This is a genomic window from Vibrio sp. 1F279 (assembly GCF_041439815.1).
GTDB classification, from domain to species: Bacteria; Pseudomonadota; Gammaproteobacteria; order Enterobacterales; family Vibrionaceae; genus Vibrio; species Vibrio tasmaniensis_A.
Window position 1 is genome coordinate 73,452 of record NZ_JBGOOU010000013.1, and the last position, 19,524, is coordinate 92,975.

The following is a 19,524-nucleotide window of genomic DNA, read 5'->3' on the forward strand; positions in this document are numbered from 1 at the left end:
CGAACACAATAAACTAAGCGTATTTTTTGCCTTTAAATATCGCTTTTCGACGATTAACGATACCAACTAAAGAGATAATATAATGAAACCAAAATTAGGTTTTCTCGATCGCTACTTAACGCTGTGGATCTTCATCGCCATGGGCATTGGTGTACTGCTTGGCACCTTATTCCCACAAATCGAACAGTGGAACGAATCAATGTCTGTTGGCACAACCAACATTCCACTGGCAATTGGCCTTATCTTAATGATGTACCCACCTCTGGCTAAGGTTAACTACAACCTGCTAGGCACCGTGGTAAAAGATAAGAAAGCGATCAAACTATCTTTGATCATGAACTGGCTTGTTGGCCCAATTCTGATGTTTGTGTTGGCGCTAACATTCTTAGGTGACCACCCAGGTTACATGGTCGGCGTGATTCTGATTGGTCTTGCTCGTTGTGTGGCAATGGTTCTGGTTTGGAACGACATCGGCGGCGGTAACAAAGAATACGGCGCGGCGTTGGTTGCCTTGAACAGTGCATTCCAAGTGGTGAGCTATAGCTTTATGGCGTGGCTATTCATCAGCGTTCTACCACCGGTATTCGGTTACGAAGGCATGATGGTTGATATCTCAATGCTCGATATTGCACACAGTGTACTTATCTACCTAGGTATCCCATTCCTAGCAGGCTTCCTAAGCCGTAAGATCCTAGTGTCGATGAAAGGCGAGCAATGGTACAACGATGTGTTCATTCCACGCATCTCACCAATCACACTGATTGCACTACTGGCAACTATCGTTCTAATGTTCAGCCTAAAAGGCGAGATGATTGTTGAACTGCCAATGGACGTATTGTTGATTGCTGTTCCACTAACTATCTACTTCACAGCAATGTTCTTCATCAGCTTCTTCATTGGTAAGAAGATGGGTATTGAATACGACAAGAACGCATCAATTGCATTCACAGCGACAGGTAACAACTTCGAGCTAGCGATTGCCGTTGCTATCTCAGTATTCGGTATCAACTCAGACCAAGCGTTTGCAGGTGTTATCGGTCCACTGATTGAAGTACCGGTGTTGATTTACCTAGTGAACGTGGCGCTTAAGATGAAAGACAAGTACTACAACGGTCAGACGGTTAAACCTAGTGTCTAGCGTCTACATCTACATCTAGCAAGCAAGCAGTATCACTTTAAACAGAAAGGCTCACACGCTAAGCGGTGAGCCTTTTCTTTATTCAGTTTCGTCTAATAAGCCTTTCAATGCTTGTTCAAGCCAAAGTAATGCAGGACCTTTTGAGCGTGTTTTAGACAGAACAAGATCAACGGGCGGCGACCATGTTTTGTGATCGAATGAGACATTAATCTCCACTAAACGCTGTTTGTTCAGCTCCTCTTCGACAAGGTGTTTGGGTAAGTATGCCCACCCAATATCGCTGCCGAGCACCATCTCTTTGATAACAATAAAGCTGTTTGACCACCATACCTTTCCGGCAATCAGCGGAAACTGATCCATCACCTTACCTTTGTCTCCCCTCAACATTAACTGACGATGCGGGAGTAAATCAGAGAGTTTCGCCACACCTGTTTTTGCGAGCGAATGACTTGGATGACACACAGCAATAAACGGTAAGTGACCGATAAAGCAAGGCTCAGAGCCTACATCAAAAGCCAAATTGGTAAACATCAGTCCAATGTCGGCTCTCTCTTCGATAATTAACGGATTGACCTCTGTTGTGGTACACGCAACCAGTTCAACTTCAGTAGCAGGGAATTGTTGACTGAACTGACTAAGGATCTTAGATAAATTCGGAACCAGTAATGAATCATCTAATGCAATTTTGATGAGCCCCTCTTCGCCGCTACCCATCGCGTTAACCGTCACATTCAGATCTTCAACCTGAAGCACGATCGCTTTCACCTGTTTAAATAACTGCTCGCCCGCTTTGGTTAGTGAAGGCTTTCGAGTCGAACGATCAAAAAGCTCAACATTAAAATCTATTTCAAGATTACTGATGCCTTGGCTCACCGCCGACTGCACCTTACCCAAATGACGAGCACTGGCAGAAAATGACCCTAATTCAACGGCATACACAAACATTTTCAGCTGTTCAATGTTGTACATTTGGTTTCTCCCAAAACTTACCATCACTATATATGATGCTAAATATCTTTATATTATCACTTAACTAGATATTATCTAGCCAAGTCATTAGCCCATCGGCGGCTATTTAATCGTAAAGAGAGTTAGAAAAATGTCACATAAAGAACGCATGTTGCACATGGTGCTATTTGAATTAGCAGCTTTGATTTTGATGGCCGTGGCGGCAACTTACATTGTTGGGGGCGGAGCAGTAAAAATGGCAGGCTTGGCGCTGTCTTTGTCGCTGATTGCGATGACGTGGAACTACGTCTACAACTACGGTTACGACAAGATTTACGGTGCTGACCGCAACAAACGAACCAAAAAAACACGTATTCTGCACGGCTTAGGTTTCGAACTGGGTTTGATGCTGGTGACGTTCCCGCTACTAATGTGGGTACTTCAACTCGATTTCTGGACTGTACTAGTAATGGATATCGGAATTGTTATCTTCTTCGTGCTTTACGCGATTGCGTTCAATTGGGTGTATGACTCGATCCGAGCTCAGTTGGTTGCGAGAGGAAAGGTTACAGCTCTGGTTTAGAGCGGTAAGTTCGTATCGTATAACAAGAACATACACCCAAATTAAAACTGCCAAACTACAACATAGTTGGCAGTTTATTCATTTATGCATATAAGCTCATTTGTTAACGCCCTTGTTACATAGCAAAAACATCACACAGCCCTCCCTAATTAAGTCTAATAATCCACCACTCACGAAGTAGCATCACAAATCCAAACATAAACTCCTCGTACCAGTTGTGCATCCGTTTACATACAGGTAGTTTTAGCGACCTCGAAACACATCCATTCGAACAATGACGTTCATGCGAGCGTCTTTTCCGAGCAAAAGTGTTCGGATTAACATTTCAAGTGACTTTAATTAACAATTTCATGCTCAAACGCTCACTTTTTATGTTCGTTTATTTTCGAGTTCGCAAATTTATGCACAATGCACGTGCTAGATAAGCAAAACTAAAAAGGACTCGAACATGACAACAAACAAACACCCTTCTTTATTTGGGCAATGCTTGGCTGAATTTATCGGTACAGGATTACTCATATTCTTTGGCGTTGGCTGTGTGGCCGCTCTGGTATTAACCGGTGCGACATTCGGACAATGGGAAATCAGCATCATCTGGGGCTTCGGTGTTGCGATTGCAATTTACTGTACTGCCGGCGTTTCAGGCGCACACATCAACCCAGCCGTAACGATTGCACTGGCCATGTTCCATGGCTTTGATAAAGCGAAAGTGGTGCCTTACATCATTTCGCAACTGCTTGGCGCTTTCTGCTCTGCAGCATTGGTTTACAGCCTGTACAGCAACCTATTTACTGACTACGAAATCGCACATAACTTCGTTCGTAGCAGCCAAGACGCACTATCAACAGCAGGTATTTTCTCAACATACCCACATGCTTCACTTTCTTTCTTTGGCGCTTTTGCTGTGGAATTTGTGATTACTGCTGTTTTGATGTTCGCTATCTTAGCGTTAGGTGATGAGAACAACGGCGCATCTCGCGGTGCAATGAATCCTCTACTGATCGGTATTCTTATCGCAGTAATTGGTGGTTCTTTAGGTCCACTGACTGGCTTTGCAATGAACCCTGCTCGTGACTTCGGGCCAAAACTTTTTGCTTACTTTGCAGGTTGGGATTTCGCACTAAGCGGTGCTCGTGATATTCCTTACTTCATCGTTCCAATTCTTGCTCCAATTGCTGGTGCGTGTTTTGGTGGTTGGTTGTACCCACGTGTTATCGGTGCTTACCTACCAGTAGAAGGCCAAGGCTGCACAATTCCAAACCAATGTGAAACAGAAGAAGAAGCTGAACAAGCTCAAGCTTAATCCCTAAGCGACCTTACATTTACTAAAATATAAATAACGAAAGAAAAAGGATTCTTACCATGACCGAGCAAAAATACATTGTTGCCCTAGACCAAGGCACTACAAGTTCTCGCGCTGTAATCCTCGACCACGATGCAAACATCGTTAGCTCTTCTCAAAGAGAATTCACTCAGATTTACCCGAAAGCAGGTTGGGTTGAGCACGATCCAATGGAAATCTGGGCAACTCAAAGCTCTACATTGGTTGAAGCTCTTGCTAAAGCAGGCATTCGCAGCGATGAGCTAGCGGGCATTGGTATCACGAACCAACGTGAAACCACCATTGTTTGGAACAAAGAGACAGGCAAGCCTGTTTATAACGCAATCGTATGGCAGTGTCGCCGTACTGCAGACATCTGTGAAGACCTAAAAGCGCGTGGCCTAGAAGACTACGTACGTGACAATACTGGCTTAGTCCTTGACCCGTATTTCTCAGGTACCAAAGTAAAATGGATTCTAGACAACGTTGAAGGCGCTCGTGAAGACGCTGAAGCTGGCAAATTACTGTTCGGTACAGTTGATACTTGGTTGGTTTGGAAGATGACTCAAGGACGTGTTCACGTTACGGATTACACCAACGCGTCACGTACTATGTTGTTCAACATCAACGACCTATGCTGGGACCAGAAGCTACTTGATGAAATGGGCATTCCAGCAGTCATGATGCCTGAAGTGAAGCGCTCTTCAGAGGTTTACGGTCAAACGAACCTTGGTGGTAAAGGCGGTACGCGTATCCCAATCGCGGGTATTGCGGGTGACCAACAAGCGGCACTTTACGGTCAAATGTGTGTAGAAGCAGGCCAAGCTAAGAACACTTACGGCACAGGTTGTTTCCTTCTAATGAACACAGGCCAAGAAAAAGTAACATCAAAGAACGGCCTACTAACAACGCTAGCATGTGGTCCTAAAGGTGAGCCTGCATACGCACTTGAAGGTGCAGTATTCATGGGCGGAGCATCAATCCAATGGCTACGTGATGAAATGAAGCTACTGGCTGGCGCAGAAGACTCTGAGTACTTCGCAACCAAAGTGGATTCTTCAAACGGCGTTTACGTAGTCCCGGCGTTTACTGGTTTAGGCGCACCATACTGGGATGCTTACGCTCGCGGTACGATTGTTGGCCTGACTCGTGGTGTTAACTCTAACCACATCATCCGTGCAACGTTGGAAGGTATTGCTTACCAAACGCGTGACGTACTAGACGCAATGCAAGCGGACTCTGGCATCAAGCTAGCGAAACTACGTGTTGATGGCGGCGCAGTAGCGAATAACTTCCTAATGCAATTCCAATCTGATGTGCTAGATACTGAAGTTCACCGCCCTGAAGTAACGGAAGTAACCGCTCTGGGTGCCGCTTACCTTGCTGGCCTAGCGGTTGGTTTCTGGGACAGTATTGATGAGCTTCAAGACAAAGCCGTTCTTGACCGCACATTCATGCCGCACCACGACGAAGAGAAGCGTAACCGCCGTTACAAAGGCTGGAAGCGTGCTATCAAGTGTGCACAGGTTTGGTCTGAGCTACACGATGACGATGACAACGAGTAATACTAAGTACTCAATTAATCGTTAATCATTAGCCGCTGATCTAGGAACTCGAGTAATCTAATCGACTAGATTGTTCGAACCTCAGCAAACGAAACTAAAAAGAGCACTATTTTGTGCTCTTTTTTGCGTTTCAGGCTCAAATTCCGCGTTTTGCGCAGCGTTTTTGCGGTTTAGACATGATTCCTTACCATCATTACTTCTCTCTTTTCATCAATTCGAGCACAATAGCGTGAGTTTATATTTTCGATTTTGACGCGCTAGAGCCCTTTGCGCGCAGGGAGTGGTAAGTTAAGTGAAGCAGATACCAAGACACCAGCAGATTGTAGATCTGGTAAAAACACAAGGATATGTGAGTACCGAAGAGCTCGTTGAAAAGTTCGATGTCAGCCCACAAACCATCAGACGAGACCTCAATGAACTTGCCGATAGCAACAAAATTCGTCGCTATCATGGTGGTGCAACCATTCCTTTAAGCTCGGAAAACACCTCGTATAACACGCGTAAAGCGCTTAACTTCAACGAAAAAGACGTGATCGCCGACGAACTGGTTAATCACATCCCAGATGGTGCAACCCTATTCGTTGATATCGGTACCACGCCAGAATCGGTGGCACGCGCACTCAACAAAAACCACAAACAACTAAGAGTCGTCACCAACAACATTAACGTTGCCAGCATCCTTCTACCGAACCCAGAGATCAAGGTTATCTTGGCGGGTGGCGAAGTGAGAAACCGTGATGGCGGTATAGTTGGCGAAGCGACACTCGATTTCGTGAAGCAGTTCCGCCTCGATTTCGGTATTTTGGGCATCAGCGGCATCGACTTTGATGGCTCACTGCTCGACTTTGATTACCACGAAGTTCGTGTGAAACAAGCTATCATCGAAAACAGTCGCAGCATCTTCTTAGCCGTCGACCACACTAAGTTTGGCCGTAACGCGATGGTTAAGCTCGGTAATATCTCTCAAGCGCACATGGTCTTTACCAATAAACAGCCACCAGAAGAGATTCTCAACATCCTTAAAGATTCAGCAATACCATTAGAAGTAATCGATACCGCTCGTCCTGTGAGCGAATAACTAACATAAGTGCTCGGTGAGCCACTTTCTATAATGAATCACGATTCTTTATAGAAAAGTTAAAAAAGTAAAACTTGCTCACTACCACTGTCGCTTCTATGCTCGAATTAGACTTATTTGAACCTCTGCTTTCATAAGCAGAGGTTTTTTTATGCCCAAATCACATAAAACGCGCATTAACGAAAATAATAAATGACCGCAAACGAAAGTTCATATAGGATTCAATTATGTTCTAAAATGCTCGTTCGCTCAGAAGAGGTCAAAACCATGAGTGCTCAACAAAATAATTCAAACAACAGTACATCTTCCACTTTAGACTTGATCGTGATTGGCGGCGGCATCAATGGTGCAGGCATCGCGGCAGATGCATCAGGTCGTGGTCTAAACGTTGGCTTATACGAAGCAAATGATTTTGCTTCTGCTACTTCATCTGCAAGTTCAAAACTGATCCACGGTGGCTTACGTTACCTTGAACATTACGAGTTTCGTTTGGTTTCGGAAGCGCTTGCAGAACGCGAAGTATTGTTAAGAAAAGCACCTCATGTTGCACAGCCAATGCGTTTCCGTTTACCTCATCGACCATTTTTACGCCCAGCTTGGATGATCCGCTGTGGCCTATTCCTTTACGATAACTTGGGTAAACGCACCACACTTCCTGGAAGTAAAACGGTGAACTTGGCTAAATCAGGTTTATTGAAGCCAGAAATGAAGACCGGTTTCGAATACTCAGATTGCTGGGTTGACGATGCGCGAATGGTATTGCTCAACGTGTTGGCAGCAAAAGAAAACAACGCAGAAGTACGTAACTACTGCCGTGTTGAAAAAGCGCACCGCGAAGGTGGTATTTGGCATGTGACGATCCTTGATGTGATGACAAACCAGCGTTTTGAACGTAAAGCGAAAGCACTGGTCAACGCAGCTGGCCCTTGGGTTAAGCAGTTCTTTGATGATGGATTAGAGCAAGCTTCGCCTCGTAATATTCGTCTGATCAAAGGCTCTCACATTGTTGTGCCACGTATTCACGACGAACCACAAGCGTACATCCTGCAAAACAAAGACAATCGTATTGTGTTCATGATCCCTTACCTAGATAAGTTCTCGATCATCGGCACCACCGACCTTGAATACAAAGGCGACCCACGTAACGTCGCAATTGATGATGTCGAAGTGGATTACTTAATTGATATTGTTAACCAACACTTTGTTAAACAGCTTGGTCGTGAAGACGTGGTTTGGACATACAGTGGCGTAAGACCGCTTTGTGACGACGAATCGGATTCACCACAAGCGATCACTCGTGACTACACATTGGAATTGGACGCAGAGCTTGATCAAGCACCATTGCTTTCGATCTTCGGTGGCAAGTTAACTACTTATCGTAAACTCGGCGAAGCAGCACTTAAGAAGCTTGAGCCGCACCTAACCAACATGGGTGCACCATGGACAGCAAACGACACGCTTCCAGGTGGTAACTTTAGTTGCAGCAGAGAGCAACTTGCGAAGATGATCCACACTAAATACCCTTGGGCATCTGAAGCGTTGTTACTTCGCTACGTGACTCAATTTGGTACTTACACGTGGAAGCTACTGGAAGCCGCAAATAGCGAAGCTGACCTTGGCATCCAATTCTCAAGCGAAGCGCATGGCGTTTATCAAGTTGAAATCGATTACTTGATCAATGAAGAGATGGCGATGACTGACGAAGATATCTTGTGGCGCAGAACCAAACTTGGCCTGTACATGAGCGAATCCGAGCAGCAAGCGGTGACGGATTACCTGAAAGAGAAGCTACAAAGCAAGGTTGTAAGCTTTTCTCAAGTAGGCTAACCCCACCAGCCTAAACATGGTTCAAGAACATATTTAACAACGAAGCTTAGCGTCCCCCGCGCTAAGCTTTTTTATTGCCTGCTATTCCGGCCTAAGAACTCGATCAGATAAATCTCTCGATTGATCGTCTCCTTCGCACGGACTGAGGCTTTGTTCACTCCCCCATTTTCAACAAAAACTAAATAGTGTTTTATTAATCCGGTCGATTATCAACTTCATAAAAGGTTGCTATTCTTTACCTCAACGAAACGACACATTTAAAAACGCTCACTATGTCAGCGCTTTAATAAGGAATCTATTCCATGCAAAAAGTTATTCTGATCACAGGCTCTACCGATGGTATCGGCTTCGAAACGGCAAAAGTACTTGTTCAACAAGGCCACCACGTTTTATTGCATGGACGTAACCCAAGCAAACTCAAAGACGTTGAGCAGCAACTTGTGGCTATCTCTGCAGAAGCGAAAATTCAAAGTTACGTGGCAGACTTGTCTGTTCTGGCCGATGTGGATGCGTTGGCTGACAAAGTAATTGCTGAGCACGATAAGATTGATGTACTGATTAACAACGCAGGTGTGTTCAACACTCCGAACCCAATCACTAAAGACGGTTTAGATGTTCGTTTTGTTGTGAATACCATTTCACCATACCACCTGACTAAACGTCTGCTACCTGTCCTCGATGCATCTAGCCGAGTAGTGAACCTATCTTCAGCGGCGCAAGCAGCAGTGAACATCGAAGCGCTAGAAGGCAAGAAACCGCTTTCTGATGGCGACGCTTACGCACAAAGCAAGCTTGCGATCACCATGTGGACTCGCGAGATGGCAAAAGAGTTAGGTTCTACAGGGCCAATGGTGGTTGCGGTCAACCCAGCTTCGTTACTAGGCAGTAAGATGGTGAAAGACGCTTATGGCATTGCAGGCGGAGACCTAAGCATCGGTTCTGATATTCTGGTTCGCGCATCATTGTCTGATGAGTTCGCACAAGTAGGTGGTCAATACTTTGATAACGACAACAACAGGTTTGCGAACCCGCACCCAGATGCGATTTACGGCGATAAATCGCAGCAAGTTGTCGCTAAAATTGAAGAGATCATCAAAGCAACACTTTCTTAATTGCGACGACTCGTACTGAGTTAATTTGCAAATCTCAATAAAAAGCCCTGCGTTTCTAATAAATTAACTTAGACACGCAGGGCTTTTTCGTACAACGTTTGTCTCTACGTTTGTTCCCAATACGGCGGGTTACCATAATATTCAGAGAAGTAGTCGATGAAGGCTCTCACCTTTGGTGCAAGTAATCTTGTGCTTGGGTACACAGCCCAAATTGCAGGCTCTGAGGTTAATGGGTAATCTTCTAATATTTGAACCAGCTGACCGCTTTTCAGTTGTTCATAGGCACACCAATTCGATGTCACCGTGATACCCATACCACCTGAGGCTGCGTCACGCAGTGCTTCCCCGTTATCTGCCCTGAACGACCCAGATGCCTTAATCGTCTTAGGCCCGCTTTCAGTATTGAAGGTCCAGTTTTCTAAACCAATCAAGCTAATACACTGATGATCATTAAGATCTCGAGGTGTGGCTGGCTTACCATATTTAATTAAGTAATCAGGCGATGCACACACAATACGCTTGTCTGTCGCAAGTTTTCGGGCAATCAGTGTCGAGTCTTTCAGCTCTGAGATACGAATTGCGATATCAAAGCCACCCTCAACAACATCCACCATCGAATCTGATAGCCTGAGATCGACTTTTAACCCAGGGTAGCGCTCTAAGAATCCAGGTAAAGCAGGGACAAGATGCAAACGCCCAAAAGACGCAGATGCGGTAACTCTCAGCGTTCCGGTTGGAGAATCACAACCCACACCGACCGCCGATTTGGCAGCATCCACGCTCGATAACACTTCTTCAGCATGAGGTAAGAATGCTTCCCCCTCTTCGGTTAAAGAGACCTTACGAGTGGTTCTGTGGACCAAGCGAACGCCTAAATTGTCTTCCAGTTTACTGATGTGCGAGCTTGCAACAGCAGGAGACAAACCAAGCTCTTGCCCAGCCATGCTGATGTTATGTGTGGAAGCTAAACGAACAAACAATTTGAGGTGTTCAATATTCATGAGATTACCAATAAAATCTTAAAAATCGTGTACCAGTAACCCTCATTATGCGTCATTCACATAACAATACAACGTATTAACTCAGTTGAATTGTGAAGAAGTGATTGAGCCAAAACGAAAAAAAACTCCCGAAGGAGTTTTTGTCTAAGTCTGTAATTCGCCATTTAGATAGTCAGCAAAATTACCAACTCACTAGCCCGTTAAACGAGCATGCAGTAAATCTTTAAGCTCAGAACGATCATGTTTCAATTGGTGCATCGAGCCGTCATCAATGGGTGAATCTTTCAGCTCTAGTTTACGAATCTCTTTATCAAGGTTGTCGTATGTCTTCATATCTGCTGCAAAGCCATCGTCAGTTTTAGCAAGCTCAGCAATTTTGTCTTTCATTTCAGGAAATTCGTGAACAAGAGAGTGATTTTCACCTAGCATAGAAACCTCTTAAGTTGAGTAAAGTGATTGGTAGTACACATTCATTATTTACCTTAGCAAGGGACTCAAATAACAAATGAGGTCCAGTACACAGCCTAGAATATAGACAGTTCAGATTCACAAATTTACAACATAAATCGGCAGGGATGCATTGTTTTACATAGAAGAAAGCCTCACGTAATCGCAAGGCTTTGTAGAGGTGAGTTCTTTATAAGAACAGTGACAGAAATGATAATAACAGCAGCTAAAAAGTATTTTCAAAAAAGGATTAGCTGCTACAACCACCAGAATGAACTCGATTCATTTGATCATGTGAAGACGTGTCAGAGCCTGTCGATTGGCATCCTGCCACGAACAATAGCGTTACAGATAAGATAAGCCATTTCATAATTAATCCTCTTTTAGTCATGACTAAAGCATAGTGCTTAAAAGCGCGAATACCTCAGTCATTAACTAAAGCCTTACCTGCCGATAAAGCCTTAGTTAATGAACAAAGCATCGCTTCACTAACTAACGACCTGTCTTCGTGCAAAAAACTTTCACCAAACGAACAAAAAACAGTCACAACTCTCTCTAAGCTTCACAAAAACCGGCCTTTCAATTCCTTTTAGTAATTATCTAAATAACATCAATTCATTTTTAGAATCACCACCAAACCGATACATTAGTGTCATCTCCTAATGACGACCTCAAGGTAAACGATATGAAAAAGACCATTTTAGCAACACTGATTACCATCACATCAATGCAAACAATGGCAGCAGTTGAAGTAACCGACGAAAACTTCGCTCGTGCAGAAAGCGACCTTTACTTCACTCAACAGTTAGAGCATCAACCGGTTAATGTTTTTGAGCATAATCGTGAGAACGTAACGGTAGAGAACCAAATGATTATCCGCTCTAACACCGACCTGCTCTATTCAACCGCGGTTGTCGATGTCTCAGAAGGCGCAACATTCAAACTGGCGAAAGGCAATGCGTACCAGATCATGCATATCTTCAATAACAATCATGATAACCACATGGCCATTTATGGTGGCGAAGAAATTTACATCGACTCAGAAATCGCAGGTTCAGACTACATCTACATACTGATGCGAACTGCAACAAGTGCTGGCGCAGATGAAGCGCATCGACTGCAAGATGCGGCGGTCATTAATGCGAAATCAGCTAAGCCTTTTGAACCTGCTTCAGATTGGGATGATGCTTCTCGAGATAACGTCCGAGCAAAATGGGAGAAGCTAGTTAATGACATCAAGACAGAAGAAGCCTTCACACCAAACATCACAGCAACATCAAATAACAAGCAGTTTATGATTGGTACTGCGGTGGGTTGGGCTGGTATGCCGGCAGAGCATGCTGTGTATACATCACGAGCGGGCACAGGTAAAACAGAATGTGCAAACATCACGTTTGAAGCACCCTCATTACGTTATGACAAAGGCGGTTATTGGTCAATTACGGCCTATTCAAGCCAAGGCTGGTTGATGACGAACAACAACAGTGCTGATTCAACGACATCAACACCCAATAAAGACGGTTCTTACACGATCCACTTTGCGCCAAAAGGGCAAACCTGTGACGCTGCAAATAACGTAATTGAAGTAAACGATGATGGCTGGAACTTTGCGGTTCGTGCATACCGTCCTAGTGATGAAGCGGTAGCATCAGGTGAGATGCACAACTTCCCACAGGTCACCACTCAATAGCGGGGAATAACGACTGAATTGCGAGTGATTAGTGTTAATTAACTGGCAATAACAGCTGCTAACAATAACAACTACTAACAATAACAACTACTAACAATAACCTAGCCTCTCATTTGAGAGGCTTATTGCTTTTCTTTTATGATGGCTTGGGAGGTAGTGATAATTTTACGCTTAAGCCATTGATTCATCGGGTGCATTCTCTTGTTATGAGATTCCACCAGCACGATTTTTTTGAGCTCTTCCGGTGCATAATCAGGAAAAGAGAGATAATCGAACTCTTCATGAAGATAAAGAGCAAGCTGCTTGGAACACGGTAGAATCATGTCACTTTGTTTAATGACCTCTAATAGCGTGTGCAAATACGAGCTTCTTGCTTTGACTTTAAGCTGCTCTGTCGACAAATGCTTGGCGATATAAGGCTGAATATCATTCCACCCCGGTATCACCAAACTCGCGTATTCCGCTTCATCTATCTCTTGCTGTGAAATCACTTTGCCAGCTAATGGATGGCCGGTTTTAACCAACCCGACAAAGTCATCCTCACCGATAATCTGATGGGTAAACTGCTTATTCGTGTCGATTGGAGAAAAGTTGATAGCTGCTTGTATCTCGCCATCCAACAATTTTTTCAGCGTTTGAGAGCCCCAATTAACAATATTGACTTGAGCATTGGGCGCTTCTTGAATGAGACCAAGGCATAAACGCGCACCAAGCCAGTTCGAGATAAAACCGTTAATCGCAATCGTGATGTTGCCTTGATACTCGGCAGGGTCAAAGCTTGGAGTTTCAAGAATCACGTCGTCTAAGCTTTCCATGATCATTGGCAGCCGTTCACCAAGCTCTAACGCACGTGGAGTTGGCTTCAAACCTGAATGGACACGAGTAAACAATTCGTCATCAAAGTATTCTCTCAATCGCCCTAGTGCTTTACTCACTGCGGGCTGACTCAGCGCCAATTTATTGCCAGCAATGCGAGTATTTTGGGTTTCTAGCAAAACCAGAAATACGCGGATTAAATTGAGATCCAATTGTTTCATAGTTACCTGTCATTAAAGTTTGGTCAGGGAGATATTTAGCCGTCTGGCGATAAAAGCTAACTTAGCGAATATCTCTCTCATTATGGCTCATTTGACGATTGATTCGCTTAACGATCTTTAGCTCTTTCTTACTATCTAGACAAACTAAACAATAAATCATCATAGAAAAAGCAGAACTTCAATTCCTCAAAGTTCTGCTTTAACAATCCATGACTGCTTACGCTCTGCGCTTTTTGAAAGCGTGCCAGCCGGCGCTGAAAATTGTTTTTAACACCACACCGAGTGCGCTTAGTTTTGGGTCGGCGTTCTTGCCAGAGGCAATGCGCCACATCTGATGTTCATACCAAACCAGCCCGACCATCGCCATCTTGTCTAAAGCGGGCTTTCCTGTGGTTGGCACGGTTAGTGGCATGCCGTGGCTAGGGTCTTCAATTAACTTGTTAGGGAAATCAGGATCAATCGCCATTGTGCGCGCAATACCAATAAAATCGGTCGCCGAGGTGTTTAATGCTTCATTCATTGCTTGCGCGGTTCGAAAACCACCCGTGACCACCAGCGGAGTGCTGACGAGTTTTCTCGCCTTCACCATGTAATCCATAAAATACGCTTCACGTTTTACCGTGCTGGCCTTGATTGGTTCAGCTTTGCTCTTTGAACCCATCATTGATGGACTTTCATAGGTGCCGCCAGAGATCTCAATCAGGTCGATACCGTTATCACTCAGTGTTTGCGCAACCTGCATCGACTCTTCTTCAGTGAAGCCACCTTTCATAAAGTCAGCGCTGTTGAGCTTAATTCCGACAGGGAAATCTTCACCGACCTCTTTTCGAATCGCGCGATAAACCTCAAGCACGAAACGAAGTCTGTTTTCGAGTGAGCCACCCCATTTGTCTTGACGTTGATTGTGTCTCGAAGACAAAAACTGACTTACAAGATAACCATGAGCACCGTGAATCTGCACGCCAGTAAAACCCGCTTGTTTTGATAGCTTTGCACTCAGCGCGAATTTATCAATAATTGCGATTATTTCCGTCTCATTCAGAGCTCGTGGCGTATTGAAGCCTTTTTCTAATCCGCGCTCTAAAGAGATCGCAGAAGGAGCAACGGGGCTATCACATAAGAATTTAGGAATTTGCTTTCCTGGGTGGTTCAATTGCATCCATATCTGCGAACCATTTTGTGTTCCAGCCTTCGCCCACTCACGAAATACGATTAAGTCACTTTGCTCATCCAACACAACGTTTCTAGGTTCACCAAGCGCACCTCTATCGACCATCACGTTGCCCGTCATGGATAGGCCAATTCCTCCTTGAGCCCAACGCTGGTAAAGCGTGACTAAACCTTACTTAGGGTTATGATGTTTATCACCTAGCTATTCACTCATTGCCGATTTGAACAGGCGATTTTTGATCACTTGACCATTAGGAAGAGAAAAAGGGTCGTTGAGGCAAATTGGATTCATGCGCGTGGTTACTTTCTTTGGTTTATATATTCAGTCCAGTATGCCCTATTTTATCCGACAGTTCTGAGCATTTAACGCCTATTTCGAAGCAAGTTTCGCTCAATAAAAAATGCCAGCGGCATAGCAACTGGCATTAATCGATTATAAACAAAACCTTAAACAGGTGACTTAAATCATCACTTTACCGTGGATTTTTTGACCTTGGTAAATGGTGTCGATTTCCATTTATCTGTTCTAACCTCTTCACCGGGCGTGTACATGCGTAACACTGAATACCATTGGTGATCGGGTATAGGTAAGAAGTTAGGATCATCTTCATGCCCTTTTACATCGCTACTCATGTAAATGGTGTAGCTGCCATCAGCATTAGGCGTTAGCGTTCTGTCTCCACGGGAATGACGGTTTAAGTCGTTTTTCTCCATCAATCGAGTTTCACCACTGTAGGCCGTGTATGACCAAAAACCACCCTCTTCTAGCGGTGGCGCATCGAAGGTCACCGTGTAATCATACTTACTACCGTCGAGCGCACCACCTTCACTATCGAAGAAGTCACCGCTGTACATAGTGTGTTTTGCAGGCAACCCCCATTGGCCCATTAAGGTGCCGTAGGCGTGCTGAAAGCTTGGAACCTTGGTCATTTCATCGCGAGTGCCTAATACGTCACGTGAATCATCAAAGCCCGCATTAATAATTCGTTCCAGTCCGTCTTTTTGACCAGACTCGATCATACTAAGCTGCTCTGCCGTAAATGGATGATTGGCTTTGCCTAATTCAACATCTCCTAAGCCAATGTACTCGAACAATTCAAGCAGCTTTTGGTCATGTGCCTTCATAGTTCCTTCAGACAGAATGAAATTGGTTCGCTCGACCCAATTAGAGTCTTCAGGATCTGGATACTCGCGCTCAATAGGAACTGGCCCTTTCTGACCTAAGTATTCCGACAACGTCCTAACATTCCATTGATCCATTAACTTTTGAGCAGTTGCAGAATCGTCACCGCCAAGGTCCATGATTCGACCCATCATTTTGACCAGCGGGTGCTCGACATAGATGACTTGATCGACACTCGCAGGCACTTCACCTTTCCACCCTTCAACTGCATACATGAAACTGCCGCCTTTTGTCCCTCGCTGTGGAGAGCCAAAAGCCGAGTCAGTAAAGTGCTGCATATTCATGGTATGGAACAACCAGTATCGATTGTCATCATGGTCTGGAATCGTAACGATGACAGGCTCTGCTGCTAGGTCCATCCAACCCATCAAATGTAACGTGTCATTGTTAATCGTCGGGTGCGCAGTGTAAGTGTCGTCAGCAAGTATTCGAATATTTTGGAATCGATTCAAAGGGTAATCTTGCTCAACGACGGTTTTGTAAAAGTATTTGTAGGCTTCATCTATCGAGTACGCGTACTCATAGGCAAGTTGTGCCAATAGCTGATTATCCTTTTTGAGCGACGCTAAACTCGCCATCTCAATGGGTAGAGTTTCCGTCTTGATCCCAATAGATGCACTCGTCGCGTCCACGGATTGGCTCGCGAGTACCGGAGACGGAAGTGCAACCATGAAAGCACAAGTCAGTGCTGCCGCAAGTATGTTTTTTTTCATCATTTAATGTCCCAACTAAAAGCAATATGTAAGGTGCGCTTGTTACAGCACACCTTGTATTAGTCGTATTTGGCGCTAGTCAGCAACCACTGATTTGTCTGCCATACCAATACCACCGGCTTTCTGTCTTGGTGGAAACGCTTTGAGTGACTTCTGATATTCCGCCGCTGATTTTTGCAGCTTTGGTAATACCCAAGACTTCTCTTTCATCCATAAGAACCAACCACGAGTATCAGGGCTACGCTCGTAAGGATCAGCCTTGATGTTGATGAGCATCCCTAGTGGCCACTCTTCAGGAGGCGCAATCCACTCCGTTTTGGTTTTTAGGTGCACTTTCCAATCATCAACTCGGAACGCATTTAAATCTTGCTCGTTGTAGAAGAAGAACTCATGACGTTGGCTCGGCTCACCTTTGGTCAACATATCCAGCTGGTTATAACCATCCAAGTGGACTTGGTAACGCTCGCCGTTTAACTCTTTTCCATCAAGCAGTTCTTGCTTAATGTGGCCTTCACCCACTGCTGCCATAATGGTTGGCACCCAGTCTTCAGAAGTCATGAAGCCATCGGTGTATTCACCTTGAGGGATTTTATCTGGCCAGCTGACCAGCATTGGTACACGGAAACCGCCATCCCACGTCGTGCCTTTTTGACCACGGAAAGAGGCAGAACCACCATCAGGCCAGTGATCTAGGTTTACGCCGTTGTCTGAGGTAAACAAGATTATCGTGTTATCAATTTCACCAAGATCTTCTAACTTATCGAGTAATACACCGATCTGGTCATCAAGTTCAATCAAGCCATCGTAATACGTGTTGATTTGGCTCGCGCCTTGATACTCAGGACGCACGTGTGTTTTTTGGTGCATACGAGTCGGGTTGTACCACATGAAGTAAGGTTGTTCGTCTTTCTCTGCTTCATGTCTATCAAGCCAATTCGTAGCAAACTCCAAAAATTCGCCATCAACGGTTTGCATGCGTTTAGAGCCTAAAGGACCTTTATCTTCAATCGTTTGCTTTCCAACCACACCAAACCTTGGGTCTTCTTGCATGTCCACACTCTCGGTAGCGATGGTGTGAAGAACATTACGAGGGCGACCTCTGAAGTTAGGGTCTGTTGGGAATTCCGGCTGTTCAGGCATCTCCATAACGTTGAGGTGGTATAGGAAACCGAAGAATTCATCAAAGCCGTGCACCGTTGGCAGGTGACTATTGTTATCGCCTAAATGACTTTTACCAACATGCACGGTCGCATAGCCTTTGTCTTTCAGCATTTCGGCTAGGGTTGGATCTTCTTTTTGAAGGCCAAGTGAAGAGCCCGGCTGACCGACAGACGTTAAGCCTGTTCGGAAAGGATATTGACCCGTGATAAAGGCAGAGCGCCCCGCGGTAGAGCTGCCTTGTGCGTAGTAATCGCTGACCATCATGCCGCGCTCGGCAATTCGATCAATGTTCGGCGTATCCACCGCGCCTAAACCACGGTGGTAGGCTGACAGATCCGTTGGGCTCACATCATCGAGCATGATGGCAACCACATTGGGTTGGCTCGCTGCATGTACATTGACGCTCGCCAGTACCGAGAGCGCCAGAGCGGATTTAACAAAAGACTTATACATTTATAACCCTCATTCACTATGAGTAAATCGCTGAAGTCACAACGAAAATTGTGCATGTCTCAGCGAACCATTGTTGAGGTAAATGGTATAAGAAAGAGGCCAAAAATGGCTTGATAGCCACTATTACGATTCTTAATAGTGGCCGTTAGAAAGGGGGAGTTATTTAGAAGGAATAGTAGCGTGACACTAGGATTGAATAATCAACGTAATTTCTTTTTGAAGCCAATCCGTGAACGGGTTATTGCGGTTTGCTTGATGAGTAAACAGTGCCAATTCTCGACGATAGGTGTCTTTCAACAGTTCCGGCGGTAAATCGATACAGCGATAAGAGTGATCAAGCAAATAGCGGCATTTCGACGATGTCACATAGATGAAGTCGCTGTCCTTAACGACTTCTAGCATCAAATTCATATTGTTGCTTCTGAGCCCGATGTGTTTATCTAAGTCGTATTTTTTGATCAACATTTCCGTCTTGGACGGCTGAATATAACCAGGGATCATATTGATACAGAGTGGGTATTTCAGAATGTCCTCAAGGGAATTGCCTTGAATTGGGTGGTCAGCTCTTAGCACCAACATGAACTTATCAAAGCCAACTGGGCGCTCAGTCAGGGTTTTATTGACGTCCATAGGAAGATAGCTCACTCCCCAACACATTCGGTTGGTCTCTAGGGACTGGACGCCGTTATCTAACCAAGGTGAACATTGAAACGTCACTTGCGGCGCTTCTTTGGTCAGCTTTTTGATTAATGGCACACCCACTGGGATCAACAGCGGGGAAGGCAACATGATTTGAACCTCCCCTCTTAAATCTTCCAAGCCCCACTTATCATTGGGTATGTAAAGGTTATCTAGTTGCTCTAATAGCAGAGGCAAGGTTTCGATAAGCTTTAAGCATTTTGGGGTGGGTTCAAGCCTTGCTTTATCTCGAACAAACAACTCGTCATCAAATTGTTCTCTGAGTTTACGAAGCATGACACTGATCGTCGGCTGACTTACGTTTAAAGCTTTTGCTGCACTCACCGTTTGACGAGTTTCATTAAGCACCAAAATGAGCCGCAGTAAGTTTAGGTCTTTAGTCATGCCCTACTCCAAAT

The 19,524-nt window shown here is 44.8% G+C and carries 15 protein-coding genes and 1 pseudogene; 8 read left to right on the forward strand and 8 right to left on the reverse strand.

Annotated elements, in window-relative coordinates:
- The first annotated feature begins 82 nt into the window (after positions 1-82).
- A complete protein-coding gene (arsB, locus tag ACED60_RS11670) occupies positions 83-1,138 on the forward strand; it encodes an ACR3 family arsenite efflux transporter (RefSeq protein WP_371727578.1) in 1,056 nt (351 codons plus the stop codon).
- Between the two features lie 78 nt (positions 1,139-1,216).
- Here the strand turns inward: arsB and ACED60_RS11675 are convergent, their stop codons facing one another.
- Positions 1,217-2,107 carry a LysR family transcriptional regulator gene (locus ACED60_RS11675; RefSeq protein ID WP_371727579.1) on the reverse strand — a complete coding sequence of 297 codons (891 nt, stop codon included), beginning with the start codon at positions 2,105-2,107 and terminating at the stop codon, positions 1,217-1,219.
- A 130-nt stretch (positions 2,108-2,237) separates the two neighbouring features.
- Here ACED60_RS11675 and ACED60_RS11680 point away from each other — a divergent pair, with 130 nt between their 5' ends.
- The 6 genes from ACED60_RS11680 to ACED60_RS11705 all read left to right on the forward strand — a co-directional run bounded on the left by ACED60_RS11680 (position 2,238) and on the right by ACED60_RS11705 (position 9,572).
- Positions 2,238-2,669: a PACE efflux transporter gene (locus ACED60_RS11680; RefSeq protein WP_102249466.1), complete on the forward strand. Its 432-nt coding sequence runs from the start codon at positions 2,238-2,240 to the stop codon at positions 2,667-2,669.
- Positions 2,670-3,117: 448 nt separating this feature from the next.
- Complete coding sequence (locus ACED60_RS11685; RefSeq protein ID WP_004732234.1) at positions 3,118-3,972, forward strand: MIP/aquaporin family protein; 855 nt, start codon at positions 3,118-3,120, stop codon at positions 3,970-3,972.
- 59 nt (positions 3,973-4,031) lie between these two features.
- Positions 4,032-5,555 carry a glycerol kinase GlpK gene (gene glpK, locus ACED60_RS11690; protein WP_065206658.1) on the forward strand — a complete coding sequence of 508 codons (1,524 nt, stop codon included), beginning with the start codon at positions 4,032-4,034 and terminating at the stop codon, positions 5,553-5,555.
- 292 nt (positions 5,556-5,847) lie between these two features.
- Positions 5,848-6,633 carry a DeoR/GlpR family transcriptional regulator gene (locus ACED60_RS11695; protein ID WP_371727580.1) on the forward strand — a complete coding sequence of 262 codons (786 nt, stop codon included), beginning with the start codon at positions 5,848-5,850 and terminating at the stop codon, positions 6,631-6,633.
- 267 nt (positions 6,634-6,900) lie between these two features.
- Positions 6,901-8,460 carry a glycerol-3-phosphate dehydrogenase gene (gene glpD / locus ACED60_RS11700; RefSeq protein WP_371727581.1) on the forward strand — a complete coding sequence of 520 codons (1,560 nt, stop codon included), beginning with the start codon at positions 6,901-6,903 and terminating at the stop codon, positions 8,458-8,460.
- Positions 8,461-8,762: 302 nt separating this feature from the next.
- Positions 8,763-9,572 (forward strand): SDR family NAD(P)-dependent oxidoreductase, encoded by an 810-nt coding sequence (locus tag ACED60_RS11705; protein ID WP_371727582.1) that lies wholly within the window; start codon positions 8,763-8,765, stop codon positions 9,570-9,572.
- Between the two features lie 104 nt (positions 9,573-9,676).
- Here the strand turns inward: ACED60_RS11705 and ACED60_RS11710 are convergent, their stop codons facing one another.
- Positions 9,677-10,573, reverse strand: a complete 897-nt coding sequence (locus tag ACED60_RS11710; protein ID WP_102536787.1) for a LysR family transcriptional regulator — start codon at positions 10,571-10,573, stop codon at positions 9,677-9,679.
- Positions 10,574-10,765: 192 nt separating this feature from the next.
- Positions 10,766-11,002, reverse strand: coding sequence for a YdcH family protein (locus ACED60_RS11715; RefSeq protein ID WP_017060944.1), 237 nt, complete (start codon positions 11,000-11,002; stop codon positions 10,766-10,768).
- A 667-nt stretch (positions 11,003-11,669) separates the two neighbouring features.
- On the opposite strand from ACED60_RS11715, the gene ACED60_RS11720 reads away from it, so the two are divergent.
- Positions 11,670-12,710, forward strand: a complete 1,041-nt coding sequence (locus tag ACED60_RS11720; RefSeq protein WP_371727583.1) for a DUF1214 domain-containing protein — start codon at positions 11,670-11,672, stop codon at positions 12,708-12,710.
- Positions 12,711-12,832: 122 nt separating this feature from the next.
- Here ACED60_RS11720 and ACED60_RS11725 read toward each other — a convergent pair whose 3' ends face one another.
- From ACED60_RS11725 to ACED60_RS11745, 5 genes and pseudogenes are all read right to left on the reverse strand, one after another.
- Positions 12,833-13,747, reverse strand: a complete 915-nt coding sequence (locus ACED60_RS11725) for a LysR family transcriptional regulator (protein ID WP_017082586.1) — start codon at positions 13,745-13,747, stop codon at positions 12,833-12,835.
- A gap of 217 nt (positions 13,748-13,964) precedes the next feature.
- Positions 13,965-15,209, reverse strand: a pseudogene (locus ACED60_RS11730) (NADH:flavin oxidoreductase/NADH oxidase family protein).
- A gap of 176 nt (positions 15,210-15,385) precedes the next feature.
- Positions 15,386-16,816 carry a DUF1254 domain-containing protein gene (locus ACED60_RS11735; protein WP_371727584.1) on the reverse strand — a complete coding sequence of 477 codons (1,431 nt, stop codon included), beginning with the start codon at positions 16,814-16,816 and terminating at the stop codon, positions 15,386-15,388.
- Positions 16,817-16,888: 72 nt separating this feature from the next.
- Positions 16,889-18,427 carry a sulfatase-like hydrolase/transferase gene (locus ACED60_RS11740; protein WP_371727586.1) on the reverse strand — a complete coding sequence of 513 codons (1,539 nt, stop codon included), beginning with the start codon at positions 18,425-18,427 and terminating at the stop codon, positions 16,889-16,891.
- Between the two features lie 186 nt (positions 18,428-18,613).
- Positions 18,614-19,510 carry a LysR family transcriptional regulator gene (locus ACED60_RS11745; RefSeq protein ID WP_371727588.1) on the reverse strand — a complete coding sequence of 299 codons (897 nt, stop codon included), beginning with the start codon at positions 19,508-19,510 and terminating at the stop codon, positions 18,614-18,616.
- Positions 19,511-19,524: the final 14 nt, after the last annotated feature.